This is a genomic window from Microcoleus vaginatus HSN003 (genome assembly GCF_022701255.1).
Taxonomy (GTDB): Bacteria; Cyanobacteriota; Cyanobacteriia; order Cyanobacteriales; family Microcoleaceae; genus Microcoleus; species Microcoleus vaginatus_B.
This window is the reverse complement of the sequence record NZ_CP031705.1, coordinates 1,569,736-1,585,818: the sequence shown is the minus strand read 5'-3', so window position 1 is coordinate 1,585,818 and position 16,083 is coordinate 1,569,736. Positions and strand designations below refer to the sequence as shown.

Annotated in this window: 20 protein-coding genes; 8 read left to right on the top strand and 12 right to left on the bottom strand. The window is 46.9% G+C overall.

What is annotated here, in order from left to right; all coding sequences use genetic code 11:
- Positions 1-28 precede the first annotated feature (28 nt).
- Complete coding sequence (locus tag D0A37_RS06630) at positions 29-1,228, top strand: FAD-dependent monooxygenase (protein ID WP_242722544.1); 1,200 nt, start codon at positions 29-31, stop codon at positions 1,226-1,228.
- 32 nt (positions 1,229-1,260) lie between these two features.
- Positions 1,261-2,076, top strand: coding sequence for an alpha/beta fold hydrolase (locus D0A37_RS06625; RefSeq protein WP_242722541.1), 816 nt, complete (start codon positions 1,261-1,263; stop codon positions 2,074-2,076).
- 27 nt (positions 2,077-2,103) lie between these two features.
- On the opposite strand, the gene D0A37_RS06620 is transcribed toward D0A37_RS06625, so the two are convergent.
- The 3 genes from D0A37_RS06620 to D0A37_RS06610 form a co-directional block, all read right to left on the bottom strand.
- Positions 2,104-2,646: a hypothetical protein gene (locus D0A37_RS06620; RefSeq protein ID WP_242722538.1), complete on the bottom strand. Its 543-nt coding sequence runs from the start codon at positions 2,644-2,646 to the stop codon at positions 2,104-2,106.
- The gene (locus D0A37_RS06615; RefSeq protein ID WP_242725400.1) at positions 2,643-3,098 is read right to left on the bottom strand and encodes a DUF4365 domain-containing protein; all 456 of its coding nucleotides are present in this window, start codon (positions 3,096-3,098) and stop codon (positions 2,643-2,645) included. The genes D0A37_RS06620 and D0A37_RS06615 overlap by 4 nt, the downstream gene beginning before the upstream one ends.
- Positions 3,099-3,168: 70 nt before the next feature.
- Positions 3,169-3,702: a Pycsar system effector family protein gene (locus D0A37_RS06610; protein WP_242722535.1), complete on the bottom strand. Its 534-nt coding sequence runs from the start codon at positions 3,700-3,702 to the stop codon at positions 3,169-3,171.
- Between D0A37_RS06610 and D0A37_RS06605 the strand changes: the two genes are divergently transcribed.
- A complete protein-coding gene (locus D0A37_RS06605; RefSeq protein ID WP_242722532.1) occupies positions 3,701-3,850 on the top strand; it encodes a hypothetical protein in 150 nt (49 codons plus the stop codon). The genes D0A37_RS06610 and D0A37_RS06605 overlap by 2 nt on opposite strands.
- Positions 3,851-4,049: 199 nt before the next feature.
- On the opposite strand, the gene D0A37_RS06600 is transcribed toward D0A37_RS06605, so the two are convergent.
- The gene (locus D0A37_RS06600) at positions 4,050-4,229 is read right to left on the bottom strand and encodes a DUF1016 N-terminal domain-containing protein (RefSeq protein ID WP_242722529.1); all 180 of its coding nucleotides are present in this window, start codon (positions 4,227-4,229) and stop codon (positions 4,050-4,052) included.
- A 55-nt stretch (positions 4,230-4,284) separates the two neighbouring features.
- Positions 4,285-4,509, bottom strand: a complete 225-nt coding sequence (locus tag D0A37_RS06595) for a hypothetical protein (RefSeq protein WP_242722526.1) — start codon at positions 4,507-4,509, stop codon at positions 4,285-4,287.
- A gap of 213 nt (positions 4,510-4,722) precedes the next feature.
- Here D0A37_RS06595 and D0A37_RS06590 point away from each other — a divergent pair, with 213 nt between their 5' ends.
- From D0A37_RS06590 to D0A37_RS06580, 3 genes are all read left to right on the top strand, one after another.
- Positions 4,723-4,989: a hypothetical protein gene (locus D0A37_RS06590; RefSeq protein WP_242722522.1), complete on the top strand. Its 267-nt coding sequence runs from the start codon at positions 4,723-4,725 to the stop codon at positions 4,987-4,989.
- 59 nt (positions 4,990-5,048) lie between these two features.
- A complete protein-coding gene (locus D0A37_RS06585) occupies positions 5,049-7,814 on the top strand; it encodes a DUF3536 domain-containing protein (RefSeq protein WP_242722519.1) in 2,766 nt (921 codons plus the stop codon).
- 279 nt (positions 7,815-8,093) lie between these two features.
- Positions 8,094-8,327, top strand: coding sequence for a ferredoxin-thioredoxin reductase variable chain (locus D0A37_RS06580; RefSeq protein ID WP_242722517.1), 234 nt, complete (start codon positions 8,094-8,096; stop codon positions 8,325-8,327).
- A 322-nt stretch (positions 8,328-8,649) separates the two neighbouring features.
- Here the strand turns inward: D0A37_RS06580 and D0A37_RS06575 are convergent.
- The 5 genes from D0A37_RS06575 to D0A37_RS06555 form a co-directional block, all read right to left on the bottom strand.
- Positions 8,650-9,385 (bottom strand): IS1 family transposase gene (locus D0A37_RS06575; RefSeq protein ID WP_445242493.1). Its coding sequence is split into 2 segments (ribosomal slippage): positions 8,650-9,120 and positions 9,122-9,385, totalling 735 coding nucleotides; the frame shifts between segments, so codons are not numbered across the junction.
- Positions 9,386-9,477: 92 nt separating this feature from the next.
- Positions 9,478-9,711 (bottom strand): hypothetical protein, encoded by a 234-nt coding sequence (locus tag D0A37_RS06570; RefSeq protein ID WP_242722513.1) that lies wholly within the window; start codon positions 9,709-9,711, stop codon positions 9,478-9,480.
- A gap of 148 nt (positions 9,712-9,859) precedes the next feature.
- The gene (locus tag D0A37_RS06565; RefSeq protein ID WP_242722511.1) at positions 9,860-10,654 is read right to left on the bottom strand and encodes a YdcF family protein; all 795 of its coding nucleotides are present in this window, start codon (positions 10,652-10,654) and stop codon (positions 9,860-9,862) included.
- Positions 10,655-10,834: 180 nt separating this feature from the next.
- On the bottom strand, positions 10,835-11,218 hold the full coding sequence (locus tag D0A37_RS06560; protein WP_242722509.1) for a hypothetical protein: 384 nt from the start codon (positions 11,216-11,218) through the stop codon (positions 10,835-10,837).
- 29 nt (positions 11,219-11,247) lie between these two features.
- Complete coding sequence (locus D0A37_RS06555) at positions 11,248-12,816, bottom strand: bifunctional aminoglycoside phosphotransferase/ATP-binding protein (protein ID WP_242722507.1); 1,569 nt, start codon at positions 12,814-12,816, stop codon at positions 11,248-11,250.
- Positions 12,817-12,968: 152 nt separating this feature from the next.
- Between D0A37_RS06555 and D0A37_RS06550 the strand changes: the two genes are divergently transcribed.
- Entirely contained in the window at positions 12,969-13,985 is a 1,017-nt protein-coding gene (locus D0A37_RS06550) for an adenosine kinase (RefSeq protein WP_242722504.1), read from the top strand.
- A gap of 146 nt (positions 13,986-14,131) precedes the next feature.
- On the opposite strand, the gene D0A37_RS29330 is transcribed toward D0A37_RS06550, so the two are convergent.
- Positions 14,132-14,242 (bottom strand): hypothetical protein, encoded by a 111-nt coding sequence (locus D0A37_RS29330; RefSeq protein ID WP_445242492.1) that lies wholly within the window; start codon positions 14,240-14,242, stop codon positions 14,132-14,134.
- On the opposite strand from D0A37_RS29330, the gene D0A37_RS06545 reads away from it, so the two are divergent.
- Positions 14,222-14,644, top strand: a complete 423-nt coding sequence (locus D0A37_RS06545; RefSeq protein WP_242722501.1) for a hypothetical protein — start codon at positions 14,222-14,224, stop codon at positions 14,642-14,644. The genes D0A37_RS29330 and D0A37_RS06545 overlap by 21 nt on opposite strands.
- Before the next feature lie 401 nt (positions 14,645-15,045).
- Here the strand turns inward: D0A37_RS06545 and D0A37_RS06540 are convergent, their stop codons facing one another.
- Positions 15,046-16,026, bottom strand: coding sequence for an ABC transporter ATP-binding protein (locus D0A37_RS06540; protein WP_242722498.1), 981 nt, complete (start codon positions 16,024-16,026; stop codon positions 15,046-15,048).
- Positions 16,027-16,083: the final 57 nt, after the last annotated feature.

Here is a 16,083-nt window from a genome sequence, read left to right as displayed (position 1 = left end):
ATACATTAAAAAGCAATGGGGAATGGGAATGACGCAAGTTGTAATTGTGGGAGCGGGGCCAACTGGTGCGGCACTTGCCTTGCTGCTGGTCAAACGAGGTATTGCCGTAACCTTGGTTGAGGCGGCAAAAGATTCCTACCGAGTGTTTCGCGGTGAAGGGTTAATGCCGAGCGGATTGGATGCGATCGAGCAAATGGGCTTATCCTCAATGTTAGAACGTGTTCCACACCGACAAATTGATGCCTGGGAGTTTATTTTGGGCGATCGACAACTATTTCGAGTTGATGAGCCAATGGGGTCAAATCAACCTTGTACACTGGTATCGCAACCGCCTTTGCTAGAAACACTAATTTCAGAAGCTCAATTGCATCCAGAGTTTGAATTTATCCCAGGTGTTCCCGTAAAAGATTTACTCTACAGCAACGATCGCATTGCGGGTGTAAAGCTAGGAGATGGGCGAGAAATTCCTGCTGCACTTGTGATTGGTACAGATGGTAGAAACTCGGTTGTACGACAACGTGCAGAATTAGAGTTAGTAAAACAGCAGAATAGTATAGATGTTCTGTGGTTTAAACTGGCTGCTCATCCTCGGTTTGTGGGGGATAATGTATTTTATTCCATCCTGAATGGCGGTAGCGGATTCAGTGTCTTTCATGGGGCAGAATCAGGAAAACTTCATCTGGCTTGGGTGCTATCGGCAGACGATCAAACTGACTGGAAACACACAGACTGGGCAGAAACTTTCGCATCGCGATCGCCTGCGTGGATGGCAGAACATTTCCGCAACTGTGCCGATACGATCGAATCTCCGATGCGATTATCTGTTGTGGTTGGTCGCTGTCCGCGCTGGCATCGACCAGGAATCATACTTTTGGGGGATGCTGCACATCCCATGTCTCCGGTTCGCGCTCAAGGAATTAACATGGCTTTACGTGATGTAATTGTTGCCGCCAATCACCTTGTACCTTTATTGAAAGCAGGGGCTAATTACGAGGATATTGACTTAGCATTATCGCGGATTCAGGCAGAACGCGAACCAGAAATTATTCGCGCCCAACAACTGCAAGCACAAGAAGCGTGGAAAGGTGAACAACTGCGAAAAAATGGATTATTGCGTTTATTGATGATGCAAATTGCTCCGTTTTTGGGTGAAAAAATTAAACAATTTTGGGTAAAAGGACAGTATGAATTGCGCCAAGGAGTAACAGAGGTAAAATTGGTTGTGTGAAAAAAGGAAATTCACAATTAGGAGAAAATTGTATGCGATCGACAACTATCAAAGGACCGATCGGCACTATTCACATCATCGAAGCCAGCCCCCCTGTCACCGCTGGGGAGTCCGAGTCGCTGCCGGTGGTGTTCGTGCACGGTATGGCGGTTTCTGCGAGCATTTGGGAGGCACAGCTTGCCCGTGTCGCCCGTACCCGACGCGCGATCGCCCTTGACGTGCGGGGACACGGTGATTCCGCACCGCCGGAGGACGGCAACTATGCGCCCGCCTCCTGTGCAGCGGATGTTTTCGCGGTACTGGATGGGCTGGGACTCGATCGAGTGGCGATCGTCGGGCACAGTTTCGGTGCTTGTATTGCCCTCGCCACAGCAGCCAGCGCACCGCACCGCATCGCGCAGTTGATCCTGGCAGACTCACCTGGAGATTTTACCAAGGTGCCTGCACAGATGTACGAGGCACGCATCGTCCCCTACCAGAGGGCTCTGGAGACGGAGGATTGGCGGGCTGCTGTGGAAACCAGTTTCAACGAGGCGCTGACAGGAAGCACGACCCATACGCGCGATCGGATTCTCGCTTGCTTGGCGGCGACTCCACAGGATTGCCTGTGTGGAATGTATCGCGGGATGTTTGCCTTTGAAGCAGTTGATGCTCTCGATCGCTACCTAGCAGCCCCTGGAACACGGGCCCACGCCATTATTGCTTCCTCAAACACTTTTCCCTTCAGCCTCCACATCCTCCGTCCCACACTGACGACAACTACGATCCCCGATACTGGACACTGGCTGATGCTGGATGCGCCAGAGGCCTTTGCTAGGGAACTGGATATTTGTTTGGAAGGTGTTTAATATAGATTTCGACAAAATCTGTTAGTTTTACCACAATTCATCGAGAGTTAAGTTGTGGGGGTTTTTGAGGATGAAGGCGTTGTTGTCTTTGATTAAGTCACCGCTACAGAGAATCGGTAAGCGTTCTTGATAAGCTTTAATCGCTAGGATGTAATCTTTGTCTGCGAGTGCAGTTTGAATTTTCCGCAATTTGTCAGCTACAAGGCCGAGGAGAGTAATTTCGCCACTTAATTTTTGGGTATTTGGGGTGTGAATTTGCATAACAATTCCCTGAATAATCGTGTTGGGAATGCTGGTAAGTAGTTCGCTTAAAATTTCAATTTGAGGGCGATTTTCTGCGTTTTCTAGGGTTTGGATTGCCTCGCGGATGCGGGCTGCATAATCTCCCAGGTGTTCCCGGTTAGGTAGCAATATTTCAAATTCTTCTGCATCGGCTGTCGGTTTGTGCCAAAGTGTGGCATTATCTAAAAAAGGTTGGTCTTCATGCCAGCCGTGAGTTTGTAAGTAATTTCTCAGTTGATTTAGCTCGATTGTTTCGAGAGTTTGGCTATCTTTTACGGTGGCTTTCATGGTTGAACTCCTTGGCTAATTCCCTCCATAATTGACTGAAGGGCGGCGACTGTAAATTGGTTGGTTCTGGGGATGGCGACGGTGACAGCGTTTGTGTTTTGTGTTTTTGGCTTTCCCCGCAGCGAACCCCAATATCCGCAGTTTCTGATGCAGAGTTCTGTTTCGGACTGCGTTAACCAGTCTTCGGGTGTTTCGGGGATTAAAACGACAACTAAAATTCGGGGAATGGCGAAGTTATCCATTCTTAAGTCGTCGTAGTTTTTGAGCTTGAGGGGGTAGCGGATGGAGTTATCGTCTTGGATATCTCTTGATGTAGATTTTAACTGCAATTCTAAGCGAGGTGCTCTAATGGGGCCTGTCCCGCCTTTCGCAGCTACTCGCCAGTCTACGCTATCATCGTCTACGAATAGTTTGCAGAGGGAATAGCCTGCAACAGTGGTAACGGATTGCAGGTAGATGTTGCAGAATTGTTATTTTTGTTGGTTGATGTCCCTTAATTAATCCTCTCTCTATTTTAGTAGTTTACTTGACTAGGAAAGAAGATAAAATTACGTCAATAGCTGACAAAATAGCAGCGCATATTAGTGCCCCGATAGCCCTTTTAAACAAATCTGATGTTTTGTCTCTATTTTTCGCCAATTCCTTGATTGATTGATTCCAATTTTCTAGGATTGAGAGTCTATAGTCTTCCTCTGTTATGTCAAGACATTTTTCTATTAATTCTTCTGGTAAAATTATTTGCCCTGCTGTTTGTGGCTTAAACCCCAAGAAACAATAAATCAAAGAAATTATTAAAGCAAGGTAACTTAAAATTTTTAACACTAAACAAAAATTACACTCCAACGAAATATCCAAAGCATCAATATTTACTGCAAGCGAACGATCTGGTAAGCTTGAAAAAAAGCGAATTAGAGCTGCATCAAATCCCAGCACTACACCTAGTTTTGTATTAAGCCTATTGATACTCTGATCTAAATCTTTTAATGCCTGCTCCGCGTATTCGTAAATTAGCGTTATATTGGGATTACATTCGTTATTACTCAAAGGAACCTCCATGACTAATAATAATTCAGCCGATCAGCAAGAGTCTAATACTTCTAGAAAACCTCCAGAACCTCCAGAACCTCCAAAACCTCCAAAACCTCCTGAAGGCATCAAGTTTGAAAAGACGGTGCATAGGAGAAATGATGGTGCGGGTTCCTGATATTTCTAGGTAGGTTCTCTAAATCCTTCACCCGAATCTCACCTGAGAGCACCTTGGGTCGCAAAACATCACGGGTTACAGCTAGGGTGAAGGATTGCTCTAAGATTTTTCATAATAGTTATCTTTACTTCGCACTCTCCGATTTTATCATTCCTCCTCAATTTCCACATCCACCGCTTCTAACTCAGCTTCCAACTGCTCAATCGTCGGCAAACATCCTTTCAGGAAAAGCTGTTTCTAAGTCAACAGCTAAATTGTCTATAACTTTTGCTCCCCATCCTCGCTGCTGTTGCCTGTTTAAAATATTCCGTCCAATTGGCCAGTAAAGCAACAGTAATTCGCGATTAACAGAAAGTACGGGCCGCACTTGATATTGCACAATACGTTCCTTAAGTTCTCGCCAAAAGTCATGATAATCTTCAGCAATTGACGAACTATCCGCCAGAACCCACCCTCGGCAGATTTTCCTGAATCATCGGCTCTAACTTGGCACTCTCGGCAAATTGCCTCTCAAACTTCGCCGTCAAATGCAGCATCTTCTCGTCCAAACTCTCCTCCTCCTCCTCCAAGGCCTCCGCCCCCACATACCTCTCAGGAGTTAAAACATAACACTTACCGTCTTGCTTTTTTGTTGCCCTTTGACTCCGCACCAGTGTCAAAACTCTTCTGGAAAGTACATTTGCAGCAACTCTGCCCCGCCCTAACCCAACTGGCCTAACTTCTCCAGAACTTAGGTAAAAAGCACCTAAAGTATGATGCGAAACTCGGGCAAAACTCTTACTCTATAAATTCATCGGGCATTAAACCGATATCCACAACCGCCAAGATTTATTGCCAAAAATTAAATCTTTCCGGCGAAAAGTTGCTATTTAATGAATAAGACTTTACAATCCAGCAAGGTAAATGAAACTCTCAATGAGCAGCCCTGCAAGCACGAACCCGAAATGGGTCGCAAGTGCCAAAAAGCAGCAAAAGCTACCTTTTTTAACTCTTTCAACAGCAAAGCATTGGCAGAAAAACCAGGGATCGACGGTTGGCATCTTGGAACGAATGCTTTGCTCCCAATACTACAAATGTATGAAAACTTGTCAGCCAAATTTAGCCCTAACAGATGCCTAGCTGTAACTCTTGCTGCGTAAGGTTTAAGTTTCTAATTAGGCTGGTTTTATTGTCTTTAACTACTTGAGGAGTTGCTCGCATGATTTCGATTTCTACAACTCAATCCGATGTGCTACCTTTGCCTTCGCCAACCGTAACGGCTCCAACCCAAACCAGCGTGGCTGCTGCAACTGGGGTGTGCGTGACGGTTCACGGTCACTTTTACCAGCCACCCCGGGAAAACCCTTACCTGGACGCGATCGAACGCCAAGCCAGCGCCTCTCCCTCCCATGACTGGAACGAACGCATTGACAAGGAGTGCTACCGCCCGAACGCCTTTGCCCGCATAGTCAACGATCGCGGCGAAGTCGCGGGGATCGTCAACAACTACGAGTATATGAGCTTCAACATCGGGCCCACCCTGATGAGCTGGCTCGAACGCTATGACCCGGAAGTCTACCAGCGGATTCTGGAGGCCGATCGCAAAAGCTGTCAGCGGCTCAACGGTCACGGCAACGCGATCGCGCAAGTCTACAATCACATCATCATGCCGCTGGCTAACGAGCGAGACAAATACACCCAAATTCGGTGGGGGATCGCAGATTTCCGCTCCCGATTCAATCGCGATCCCGAAGGAATGTGGCTCGCCGAAACCGCAGTAGACTACCCCACCCTCGAAGTTTTAGTCGCTGAAGGCATCCGCTTCATTGTCTTAGCCCCCTCCCAAGCCGAACGCTGCCGCCCGCTAATCGGGCAAAACCACGAAGGGGAACCAGGGCACAATTCCGAATGGCACGAAGTCGGCGGTGGTCAAATCGATCCGACTCGCCCGTACCGCTGCTATTTGAAACCAGAAATGCGGTTGATGGCTGACCAACTCTCGCCACTGAGCGCTCACCATTTTGGCCGCCAGCACTCCCAAAATTCTGCTGCCCCAACTGCCAACACTCCCTACATCGATATCTTTTTCTACGATGGCCCGATCTCGCGAGATATGGGCTTCAATGACGTTCTCAGCAGCAGCCACCACTTGGTCGGGCGCTTGGGTCAAGCAGTACGGGGAGACCACCGCCCGGCTCAATTAATCTGCGTGGCGACGGACGGCGAAACTTTCGGCCACCACAAAAACAGTACCGAAAAATGCCTCGCCTACGCCTTCACAGAAGAGTTTCCCCGCCGAGGCTGGACGGTGACGAATTTTGCTCATTATTTAAGTCAAAATCCGAGCGCTTGGGAAGTGGAACTCAAACCCGTAACGGCCTGGAGTTGCTCTCACGGGGTCGATCGCTGGCAAGATGATTGCGGCTGCGGTGGTGGCGGCGGATGGCACCTCAAATGGCGCCGCCCTCTGCGGGATACTCTCAATTGGCTGCGCGATCGACTGATTCCGATTTACGAAGAAGCGGGGCGCAAGCTGTTGAGCGATCCCTGGAAAGCCAGAGATGAATATATTGAGGTTATCCGGGATCGATCGTCCACTAATGTTGACAGTTTCCTCCAACGCCATCAAGTTCGCCCCCTCGACGACGCCGAACAGGTGGACGCCATGCGGCTGCTGGAAATGCAGCGCCACGCCCTGTTAATGTTCACTAGCTGCGGCTGGTTTTTTGAAGAAATCTCGCGGCCAGAAGGCGTGCAAATTCTGCGCTACGCGGCCCGGGCGCTGGAATTGGCGGGGGAAGTTACCGGCATCCAGCTAGAAAAGGATTTTGTCGCTCGACTAGCCCTCGTACCCAGCAACGTTGAGTGTTTTAAAACAGGGGCAGAAGTTTACCGCCAACTGGTGGTGACAGCCCAAATTAGTCTCAAACAAGTGGCCGCCCACTACGCAATCAGTTCTCTGTTTGCCAAATTTCCCCGCGAAGAGCGAGTTTACTGCTATCAGGCCGAGCAGCAAGATTTCCAAATTCAGCGCATGGGCTCGATGACTCTGGCTGTGGGTCAATTGCAGTTAACCTCGGAAATTACGCGGGAAACAGAGATTTTTGTGTTTGCTGCGTTGCACCTCGGCGGCTGGGACTTCCACTGCTGCATTCAGCCTTTTGGCAGCCGCCGGTCTTACACTATGCTCAAAGAGCGGTTGTTTGGAGTTATGCAAGAAGCTTCGGCGTCCCACGCGATTCTGGAAATGGTGCGGCTGTTTGGGGATCAGTCCTTTAGCTTGCGGGATTTATTTGCGGAGGAACGCCACCGGATCGTGCAGTTGCTGAGTCAGGAAAATTTGACTCGGTTGGATCAGCTTTACACTCAGGTTTACCGCGAAAATTACGGGGTGATGATGGCGTTCCACCGAGACGAGTTGCAGGTGCCGGTAGAGTTGCAGGTGGCTGCTGAGGTGGCTTTGGGACACCGCTGTTTGACGGCGGCCAAGGCCCTAGAAGTGGAAACCGAGGATGTCGAACCGCTGCTGGGCGAAATTGAGGCGATCGCCACTGAAAGCGGTCATCTCCGCTGTCGGTTGAACGTTCCCGAAGTCAAGGAAATTTTGGAAAAGATGGTTTGGCGATCGCTTGACGCGCTGCTGCAAGCAGGATCGGGCGCGGAGGCTCGCTCGCCTGTCAACTTAGAAGCTGATATCCGCACGATCGAGCGTTTGATTGCGGTGGGCGATCGACTGAGTTTGGGTTTGTGTCTGGATCGATCGCAGGAACTGTATTTCAATTCTCTGTACAGTCAAATTGTGCCTCTGTGTTTGGGCTGGCTGCAACTGCAAGATGTCTCGGCGGGCGACAGTGTGGTCGCTGCCGTTGCCTTGGGGATTGCAGGTTCCGGCGCCGGCTGGGACTTGTCTTCGATCCGGCAGTTGCTGGAGTTGGGTCAAACCTTGGGTGTTGATGTTGAGTGTTGGTTAAATCAGTTAAGTTAATCGTTTCTCGATTAGCCGGCATCAATTCACGCCCTTGAGAATCCGCCCGATCGAGGTTTAAATCTCGATCGGGCCTGCCGGTTCAACCGAGGATCGATCGGCATTTCGGCTGACGTGGATCGCGGCTGGGGATCGAAGCACCGACAGGGAAGCGCCAACTTTGTTTAAGTTTTCGCTCTACTTATGTGGGAAGATAAAAAGACTGTCGGCAAAGCGTACAGGTGTTCTGCACTTGCGCGCTTTGTAGAGTTTGGAAGAAAGAACACTAAGTTTAAATTTATGAAAGTTGGCGATCGCGTTTGCATTAAAAACTCTGTTGTTGTCTACCACCATCCTGAAAATCGCAGTCAACCATTTGATATTAAGGGTATGGAAGGAGAAGTCGTGGCGATCGTTCACGAATGGCACGGCCGACCTGTCAGTGCTAATTGGCCAGTTCTAGTACAATTTGACAAAAAATTTCGAGCTCACCTGAAAGAGGATGAGGTCGAATTGATATCTTCGGAAGTCTAGCTGTCTCAAAAGTTGAAGCCGGAGCCCCAAGACAATATCCAATCCGGTCAGTCGATTTTAGATTTTAGATTTTAGATTTTAGATTTACTCCACAGATGAATCTGGGAGTTTGAACTAGAGTCTAAAATTTTTCGCTGATCACGACTTCTGTCGGAAAGCAAGTATCCGTTTTTGGGCGGGAGTCATATAGCTGTTGTACAGTTTGTAGTGAGGACTTCAGTTTTTTCTGTAGCTTTTAGTCGCTCGGCGGAACGAAAGTTCTTACTACAAACTATCTTTGGTAGTCCTTTTTTGTAAAGGACAGAGAAAAAAATCGATCTTGTTATGCAATCCCCATTTTTTTTCTGACTTGTTGGTTATATTCGTGGATGAAGTTCCAGATTGCCCCGATATGATTTTCTAGCTTTTTCGAGAATGATAATGTTTTTCTCACTAACCTTGATATTCTCTGTCTTAACGTGTTGTTGAGCCTTTCAATATAATTCGTTAATCCGGTCTCCTTTCCTACCGCAAAATGCCTTTTGCTTGGCACTACCTTTTCATACGCCTCCCACATGTCTGTATACACCTTGGCGCACTGCTTATATACCCCTGGTAATGAATCCCAGAGTTGTCTGGCTGATGCCCGTGAACGCTCTCCGATATTACATCCGATGATTTCTCTGGTTTGAGCATCGAGCGCAATCCAGACCCATTGTTTGTTTCCTTTATGATCCACAAACGACCACAACTCATCCATTTGAACCGTCAGCTTCCCTTTGGCTTTTGGCACTACTTCTGCTTGCTGCTCTACATGCTTGATAATATTTGTTCACATAGTTTTGGAGCCAGCTTGCTGACACACCTACTGTTTTGACTATTCCGGCTAAGGGGATTTTCTCCAATAACAATAAATTTACCAATGCGATGATGTCTTTGTCTTTTGGTTTCCACTGTGGATCCTCCACAAACTGTCTTCCACAGTCTCGACATTTATGGTTTTGTTTTCCTCTGCGCGTTGTCCCATTTTTCATAATGTCATCAGATCCACAGGTCGGGCAACTTAGATCGAGTTTCATTCAATCATTCCTCTGTCGCGATCGTCGATCGATTATACTATTTTTCTCCGCCCTTTACAAAAAAGCACTACCCTATCTTTTTTATCTAATCCTTAATTTTTCGAGCGTCCGCGGCTAAACCAACCTAAAATATTCCAATCTCCCTGCATTTTCTGCAATTCCTGCTGATGCTGCTTGGCTGTAGCGTAATACCACTGGCAGTGAAGTTCTAGTTCTTGACGGTACTTAATTTCGTCGTAAAACTCGCGGACAATTTGGTGTCTCTGAAAAATTTCGGCCGCGGGAGTCGGTTCTGGGGCAATGTTTTGCAACTCGTGGGGCAGCATGATTGTTTGGGGGCGACTGTGGCTAATATTTGCTGTAATGACTTTAAGCTAACACACTGAATCTATTTTAGATTTTGGAAGTGGCTTCACGGTTGAGACTACTTGAATTCTTCAATCCAAAATCCACAATCCAAAATCTAAAATTCTGTTAAAGCCATCCCCGCAGCCGATAAACGATTAAGCCGATGTATTCTTTCAAAGCTTTAGTTGACTGGTTTAACTGATAGGTATCCGGCAATAAATCCAGTGCGACTGCTTGCCAATTGTTTTGGGATGCTGCGATATCCTGCTGCGTTATCTGGAAGTCTGTTGGTGCTGGAATTGCTTTTATTCCTTGACGCTTGAAAATTAAGAGCGATCGAGTCATGTGCATCGCCGATGTCACTAGCAAAACCGACCCTTTTATGCCTTTAGCATCTAAAATTTTCCGCACGTTGACGGCATTTTGATAAGTGTTGTGTGAATCGGGCTCTTGCAGAATTGCTGATGCCGGTACACCCATTGTTTGGGCAATTTCTGCCATGTCTGCCGATTCGGGAGGCCCGCCGCCTTTCCAATTTACTCTACCGCCGCTGAGAATTAGCAGGGAAGCTTTGCCTTGCCGGTAAAGTCGGGAACCGTAGATTATTCGATCGCCCGCTTCCGCTAATTCTACCCAAGGACGGGGAGGTAAAGCTGCTTTGACACCGCCGCCCAAGACGATTATCGCTTCAGCTTGGGGGAGTTCGGCCGTTGGCAAGTTTTGCCATTCGAGCGATCGAACTAACGATTTTGAAACCCAACCGCTACTTCCCAGCAGTAAAATAATTAGAGCCGCAGCAATTGGCGCCGCCGCCCATTTGGGACGCTTCCAAAGTGTGATTAAAGCCGCCATCATTAACAGGCAACTCAACCCCAAAGGATAAATAAACAGCGGCAAGAGTTTCGATAGAAATACAAACATTCAGCCAGTAATTTAAATTGCTAGTTAGCGGTAATGGGTAATTTTAATAGACTCTCGTTACTCGCTAATCTGTAATTAGTAATTTAGGTGGCGGGAGTTGTTGATTTTTAGTATTGAGTTTTGAATTATGAACTCTTTAACTTAAAGTTTAAAACTCCCTACTAAAAACTATTTTCTGTGCTAGCGACGATCCTCTGGCCCCGACAACCAGTCGAACAATGTAGCAGCGTCACGCCTAGAGGTTTTGCTATAGAATTTGTTCTCTGTTTCCACTACTTCTTTATTGACGATAGCATCCGAGCTTTTATCCTTGGAACGCATATTCGGGTTTAGTAGTAGTTCGTTGTGCCACCAAGCGACAATTAAACCTGCTGCCACGCCGCCGATGACACCAAGGCCGAGACTCACCGGCAGCGTACATCCTACTAAGCGAAACCCAACGGTAAAAAACACAAACCATATCAGCGCGGGGCTAAACCCCTTGGAGTCTCCGGTAAATTTTGGCATGAGCTGCAAGTTTTTTTTGTAATAACACAGAAAGATATTGATAATCTTAGCAGACAATCAAATTGGGAAGGGCGATCGATCTGCAACTACTCCCCACAAATCACGTTTAATTGTACCTCTAAGTCTTGCGCGGTATCTACAATCTGTACAGAAATTTGCTCTAATTCTGTAAAAGGTTCAAAAGCTGCTTGCTGCGAACTCAATAGTTCTGCAGTCGCGTCGGCAATATCGCCCCTGCGCTGTTGCAGTCGTTCTCGCAATACTTCAATTGGTGCGGTGCAGTAAATAATTTGCAGGGGCAAGCCATGGGATTGAGCCTGATTAATCGCATCGGTTCTCCTGTTTTGGCGATCGAACTTTGCATCTAAAATCACATCCCAACCTCGGTCAGCCAGCACTATCCCCAACTCTAACAATCTACCATAAGTCTGTGCCGTCATTTCATCGGAGTACAAATCTTGCCCGCCGCGTTCATTTAAAGAAATCCCCCCTAAATGTTTGCGAACAGCATCGGATCGAATGTGAATTGCCCCAGTGCGGCGAGCCAAATATCGAGCCGCTGTACTCTTTCCAGAACCCGACAAACCCGACATCAAAGTTAACTTTCCCCGGGGCGGTTGTGTGTATTGCCAAGCCAGTTTATAGTAATGAGCTGCTGTCTGTGAAATCTCTGCTTTTTTCGCTGTTGAAATAGCGGCATCGTCTAACATTAACGAAGTTACTTTCGCTCTAACATAAGCTTGACGGCTCAAATACAGAGGCAACAGTTGCAGTCCTTCCCAATCCCCTGTTTGTTCGATGTAAGTATTGAGAAAAGCATTGCCCAAGTCTCTGCGCCCCCGCGATTCCAAATCCATTACTGTAAAAGCTACATCGTACATGACATCAACAAAGCGAAAAGGCTCATTAAATTCAATGCAGTCGAATAGCAATATTTTATCTTGCCAGAATGCTATATTCCGCAAGTGCAAATCTCCGTGGCACTCGCGAATTTTATTGTTGGCAATCCGCAGGTTAAATAATTCTTTATTTTTTTCAAAAAACCCATCTGTATAATTTTTAGTTTCCTCATATTGTGTCTGAGTCTGCGGCCCGCCGATATATTTTTGCGAAATCAGGTAATTGTTGTCTATTGCAGTCCGAATCTGACTGACTTCGCCAAATGTCCGAATATAGCTATTACTAATTGCCCTGCTGTGAAAGTTGGCAACTTCGCGCCCTAAGTCTGCCATAAGTTGCTCTGTTAACAGTCCGCGTTCCAACAAACTAAGCAACAGCGTATCTTGAGGAAACTCCCGCATTTTTAGCACATATTCTACCGCATTTTCTGTAGTAGAATTTATAGCAGGTAAGTTGCTGCCCAATTTAAACGAATCCCCCACTTGAATAATTGGCAAAACTTCTAGATAAATTTTCGGAGCAGTGCGTTGGTTCAGCAGCAATTCTTCGTTGCAAAAATGCTGCCTTTTTTCCAAAGTTGAATAGTCCAAAAAGCCAAAATTGACGGGTTTCTTGAGTTTGTAAGTATAATCTCCTGTCAGCAAAACAAAGGAAGCGTGAGTCTGAATTAGCTGCACTGGTTCTGTCACCCCGTGCGGGTAAAACTCGGGCTGCAACATTTGCTGAATCAGAGGTGGGAGACAAGTATCAGTCATAGCGATTTTAGATTTGGGATTTTAGATTTGGGATTTTGGATTAGATCGATTTGGGCTTGGGGATTTAGATAAAGATAACTTAAAGAAAATAGATGTTGAGTTGAAGTCGATTTATTATAAAGTTGATAATTAGTGTAAACCAAAAATTACTGATGACAGAAAACAATCAAGATTCCCGCTCCGTGGATGTGTTTGGCGTGGGAAATGCCCTGGTAGACATCCTAGCATTGGTAGAAGATGAATTTGTACTCGGCCACGGGCTGGATCGCGGCGGGATGACGCTGATGAATTCGGAAACGCAGGGGGGGATTTTGCACGATTTAGAGCACAATTCGCTACAAATGCGATCGGGGGGTTCGGCGGCAAATACGATGATTGGTTTGGCTCATAGCGGCGGTAAAGCGTATTATTCGGGGAAGGTTGCTAAGGATACTAACGGCGAATTTTATCGGCAAGATTTGCTGGCGGCGGGGATTGATTTTAATGTGCATCCTGCTGAGTCGTCGCAGGAACCCACGGGTACTTGTGTTGTGCTGACTACGCCGGATGCGGAACGCACGATGTGTACTAATTTGGGTGTTTCTACTACTCTGGCGGCGACTGATATTGATGTCGATCGCCTGAGTCACTGCAAGTATAGTTATGTTGAAGGCTATCTTTGGGATGCTCCCGATCCGAGAAAGGCTAGCATTGAGACGATGGAACAGTCTAAGCGTCTGGGTGTGAAGGTGGCTTTTACTTTTTCGGATGGCTTTTTAGTCGATCGCTTTGCTGATGATTTTCACAAGGTGGTTTCCGAATATTGCGATGTAATTTTTTGCAATTCTGATGAGGTTCGGAGCTTTTTTAAGGAGGAATCTTTGGAAGAGTGCGCTCGGAAAATGAGCGAGATTTCGGATTTGGCTTTTATCACTAATGGGGATAAAGGCTGCATGGTGGTGGAGAACAAACAGATTGTGGATGTCGCTGGATTTCCGGTAAAGGCGATCGATACTGTCGGTGCTGGAGATGCTTTTGCGGGCGGTGTTTTGTTTGGAATTACTAATGGTTTGAGTTCTGTACAAGCGGCTCGCTGGGGCAATTATTTGGCTTCTATGGTGGTGCAGATTCACGGGCCGCGTCTGGAGGGTTCTCAGGCTCATCTTTTGAGTGAGGTGATTTCTGGCTAGGAATTGAAATGGGCGATCGCACTTTTTGGATAAAGGGCGATCGCACTTTTTTCCACCGCCGATGAAGGCGGATGAACGGGGATGAAGGCAGATGGGAGGTCGTCTTGAGAGAACGGAGAATATTTTTAAGTTTTGACCATAAATTTTCATGCTTGTGAGAAATCCGGCGAATAGGGCGAAAAGTATATTAATTTTGCCCCTTTATTTGTGATGGATTTTTCTATTTCTTCTCGGGTATGAATAGTACAATTATCCATCACTACCCAAGCAGCTTTCTATTGCTATATTACGCTCGCCACCTCAAATCCTATCAGTGGCATCCGCTAGTTGGAGAAAAGGGCGAGTACCTGCTAATTCAAAACGCTGAAAATCTCCGTACCGCCCACAGCCAAGCCTATCACTATTATATCAGCATTCCCCTCAAACCTAAATTGGAATGGCAAGAAATCGAGGATATTAAGCCCCTAATCAGAGCGCACTATCATGCTTATCAAGCAGGAGATTTAGAGGCAGCAAATGCGATTATTTCTGAAGTTTGTGAGTATTTGCGGCAGTGGAATTGTGCAGAGTTGGTGTGTGGAAATATAGAGTTGCCATTGTTAACAGAGGTTAAAAACCTTAGCCTTTCAGGGGCGGGCAAGATGCCCACCCCACAATAAACTTGATGCGCTGTGGAACGGGCATCTTGCCCGTTTTCTTATTCTTAGTTTGGGCGGGCAAGATGCCCACCCCACAAGAAACTTTATCTGCTGTGGAACGGGCATCTTGCCCGTTTTCTTATTAGTTTGGGCGGGCAAGATGCCCACCCCACAAGAAACTTTATCTGCTGTGGAACGGGCATCTTGCCCGTTTTCTTATTAGTTTGGGCGGGCAAGATGCCCACCCCACAAGAAACTTGCTCTGCTGTGGAACGGGCATCTTGCCCGTTTTCTTATTAGTTTGGGCGAGCAAGATGCCCACCCCAAAATAAACTTTATCTGCTGTGGAACGGGCATCTTGCCCGTTTCTATAGTCAGGGCGGGCAAGATGCCCACCCCACAAGAAATCAGATGTATTGACTTCAACTACTAGAATAAATTCCTCTTTCTTGCAGTTGCTGCATAAAAAACTCTTCCAAAGTAGGCTTAGCCAAATTCATCCCAATTAGCTGCCCTCCCGTACCGCTCAGACTAGAAAGAAACTCCTTCGGATCGCCCTGCAAATGACCGTACCACAAATCATTATCAACTTCCATATCCGGTATCCATTTTTTCAGGATATTCAAGTGGCCGCCCCTGCCTTCAACCCGGTAAGTTTCAGTATTACCGAGAATTTCGTCGATCGCACCCATGGAGATTAATTCACCCTTAGCCAAAATTGCCACTCGATCGCAAATCTTCTCCACATCAGACAATATATGCGAATTAAAAAAAATTGTTTTTCCTTGATTTTTCAGCGATAAAATTATCTCCCGCATCTGATAGCGCCCCATCGGATCTAAACCCGACATCGGCTCATCTAAAAACACCACATCTGGATTGTTAATCAAAGCTTGAGCCATGCCGATCCGTTGCAGCATTCCCTTAGAATACTGGCGCAACTGTTTTTTAATTGCCGCCGATTGAGATAGCCCAACTAAGTCTAGCAAATTCGGAATTCGCTGCCGCTGAATTGACGGGGGAATTTGAAATAACCCTGCCGCAAATTGCAAGAATTCCCAGCCGGTGAGATAATCGTAAAAATAGGGATTTTCTGGCAAATAGCCGACTCGCTGCTTCACAGTGCGATCGCCCAAAGGCCTCCCCAACAGCAGCGCCCGCCCAGAAGTGGGGCGCACTATACCCAGCAAAGTTTTCAGCAGCGTAGTTTTCCCCGCTCCATTTTGCCCTAACAACCCGAAAGTTTCGCCCTCACAGACAGTCAGAGTGCAATTTTTGAGCGATTCAATTTTTTCATTCATCCAGAAGCCGGTACGGTAGAACTTCCCCAGATTAAATGTTTCCACCACAGGGGTAGCTCCGTGCATCTCGGTGGGATTTGGCGCATCTACAAGAGGTTCCATTTTTGTCAGATAAATAACTAGCACCTGATTATATTCTATGGCATACGTTCAGTAATA

Coding starts and splice junctions, on each gene's coding strand:
- D0A37_RS06630 (WP_242722544.1), top strand. CDS start 29: ATGACGCAAGTTGTAATTGTGGGAGCGGGGCCAACTGGTGCGGCACTT.
- D0A37_RS06625 (WP_242722541.1), top strand. CDS start 1,261: ATGCGATCGACAACTATCAAAGGACCGATCGGCACTATTCACATCATC.
- D0A37_RS06620 (WP_242722538.1), bottom strand. CDS start 2,646: ATGAAAGCCACCGTAAAAGATAGCCAAACTCTCGAAACAATCGAGCTA.
- D0A37_RS06605 (WP_242722532.1), top strand. CDS start 3,701: ATGACTAATAATAATTCAGCCGATCAGCAAGAGTCTAATACTTCTAGA.
- D0A37_RS06610 (WP_242722535.1), bottom strand. CDS start 3,702: ATGGAGGTTCCTTTGAGTAATAACGAATGTAATCCCAATATAACGCTA.
- D0A37_RS06590 (WP_242722522.1), top strand. CDS start 4,723: ATGAATAAGACTTTACAATCCAGCAAGGTAAATGAAACTCTCAATGAG.
- D0A37_RS06585 (WP_242722519.1), top strand. CDS start 5,049: ATGATTTCGATTTCTACAACTCAATCCGATGTGCTACCTTTGCCTTCG.
- D0A37_RS06580 (WP_242722517.1), top strand. CDS start 8,094: ATGAAAGTTGGCGATCGCGTTTGCATTAAAAACTCTGTTGTTGTCTAC.
- D0A37_RS06570 (WP_242722513.1), bottom strand. CDS start 9,711: ATGCTGCCCCACGAGTTGCAAAACATTGCCCCAGAACCGACTCCCGCG.
- D0A37_RS06565 (WP_242722511.1), bottom strand. CDS start 10,654: ATGTTTGTATTTCTATCGAAACTCTTGCCGCTGTTTATTTATCCTTTG.
- D0A37_RS06555 (WP_242722507.1), bottom strand. CDS start 12,816: ATGACTGATACTTGTCTCCCACCTCTGATTCAGCAAATGTTGCAGCCC.
- D0A37_RS06550 (WP_242722504.1), top strand. CDS start 12,969: ATGACAGAAAACAATCAAGATTCCCGCTCCGTGGATGTGTTTGGCGTG.
- D0A37_RS06545 (WP_242722501.1), top strand. CDS start 14,222: ATGAATAGTACAATTATCCATCACTACCCAAGCAGCTTTCTATTGCTA.
- D0A37_RS29330 (WP_445242492.1), bottom strand. CDS start 14,242: ATGGATAATTGTACTATTCATACCCGAGAAGAAATAGAAAAATCCATC.
- D0A37_RS06540 (WP_242722498.1), bottom strand. CDS start 16,026: ATGGAACCTCTTGTAGATGCGCCAAATCCCACCGAGATGCACGGAGCT.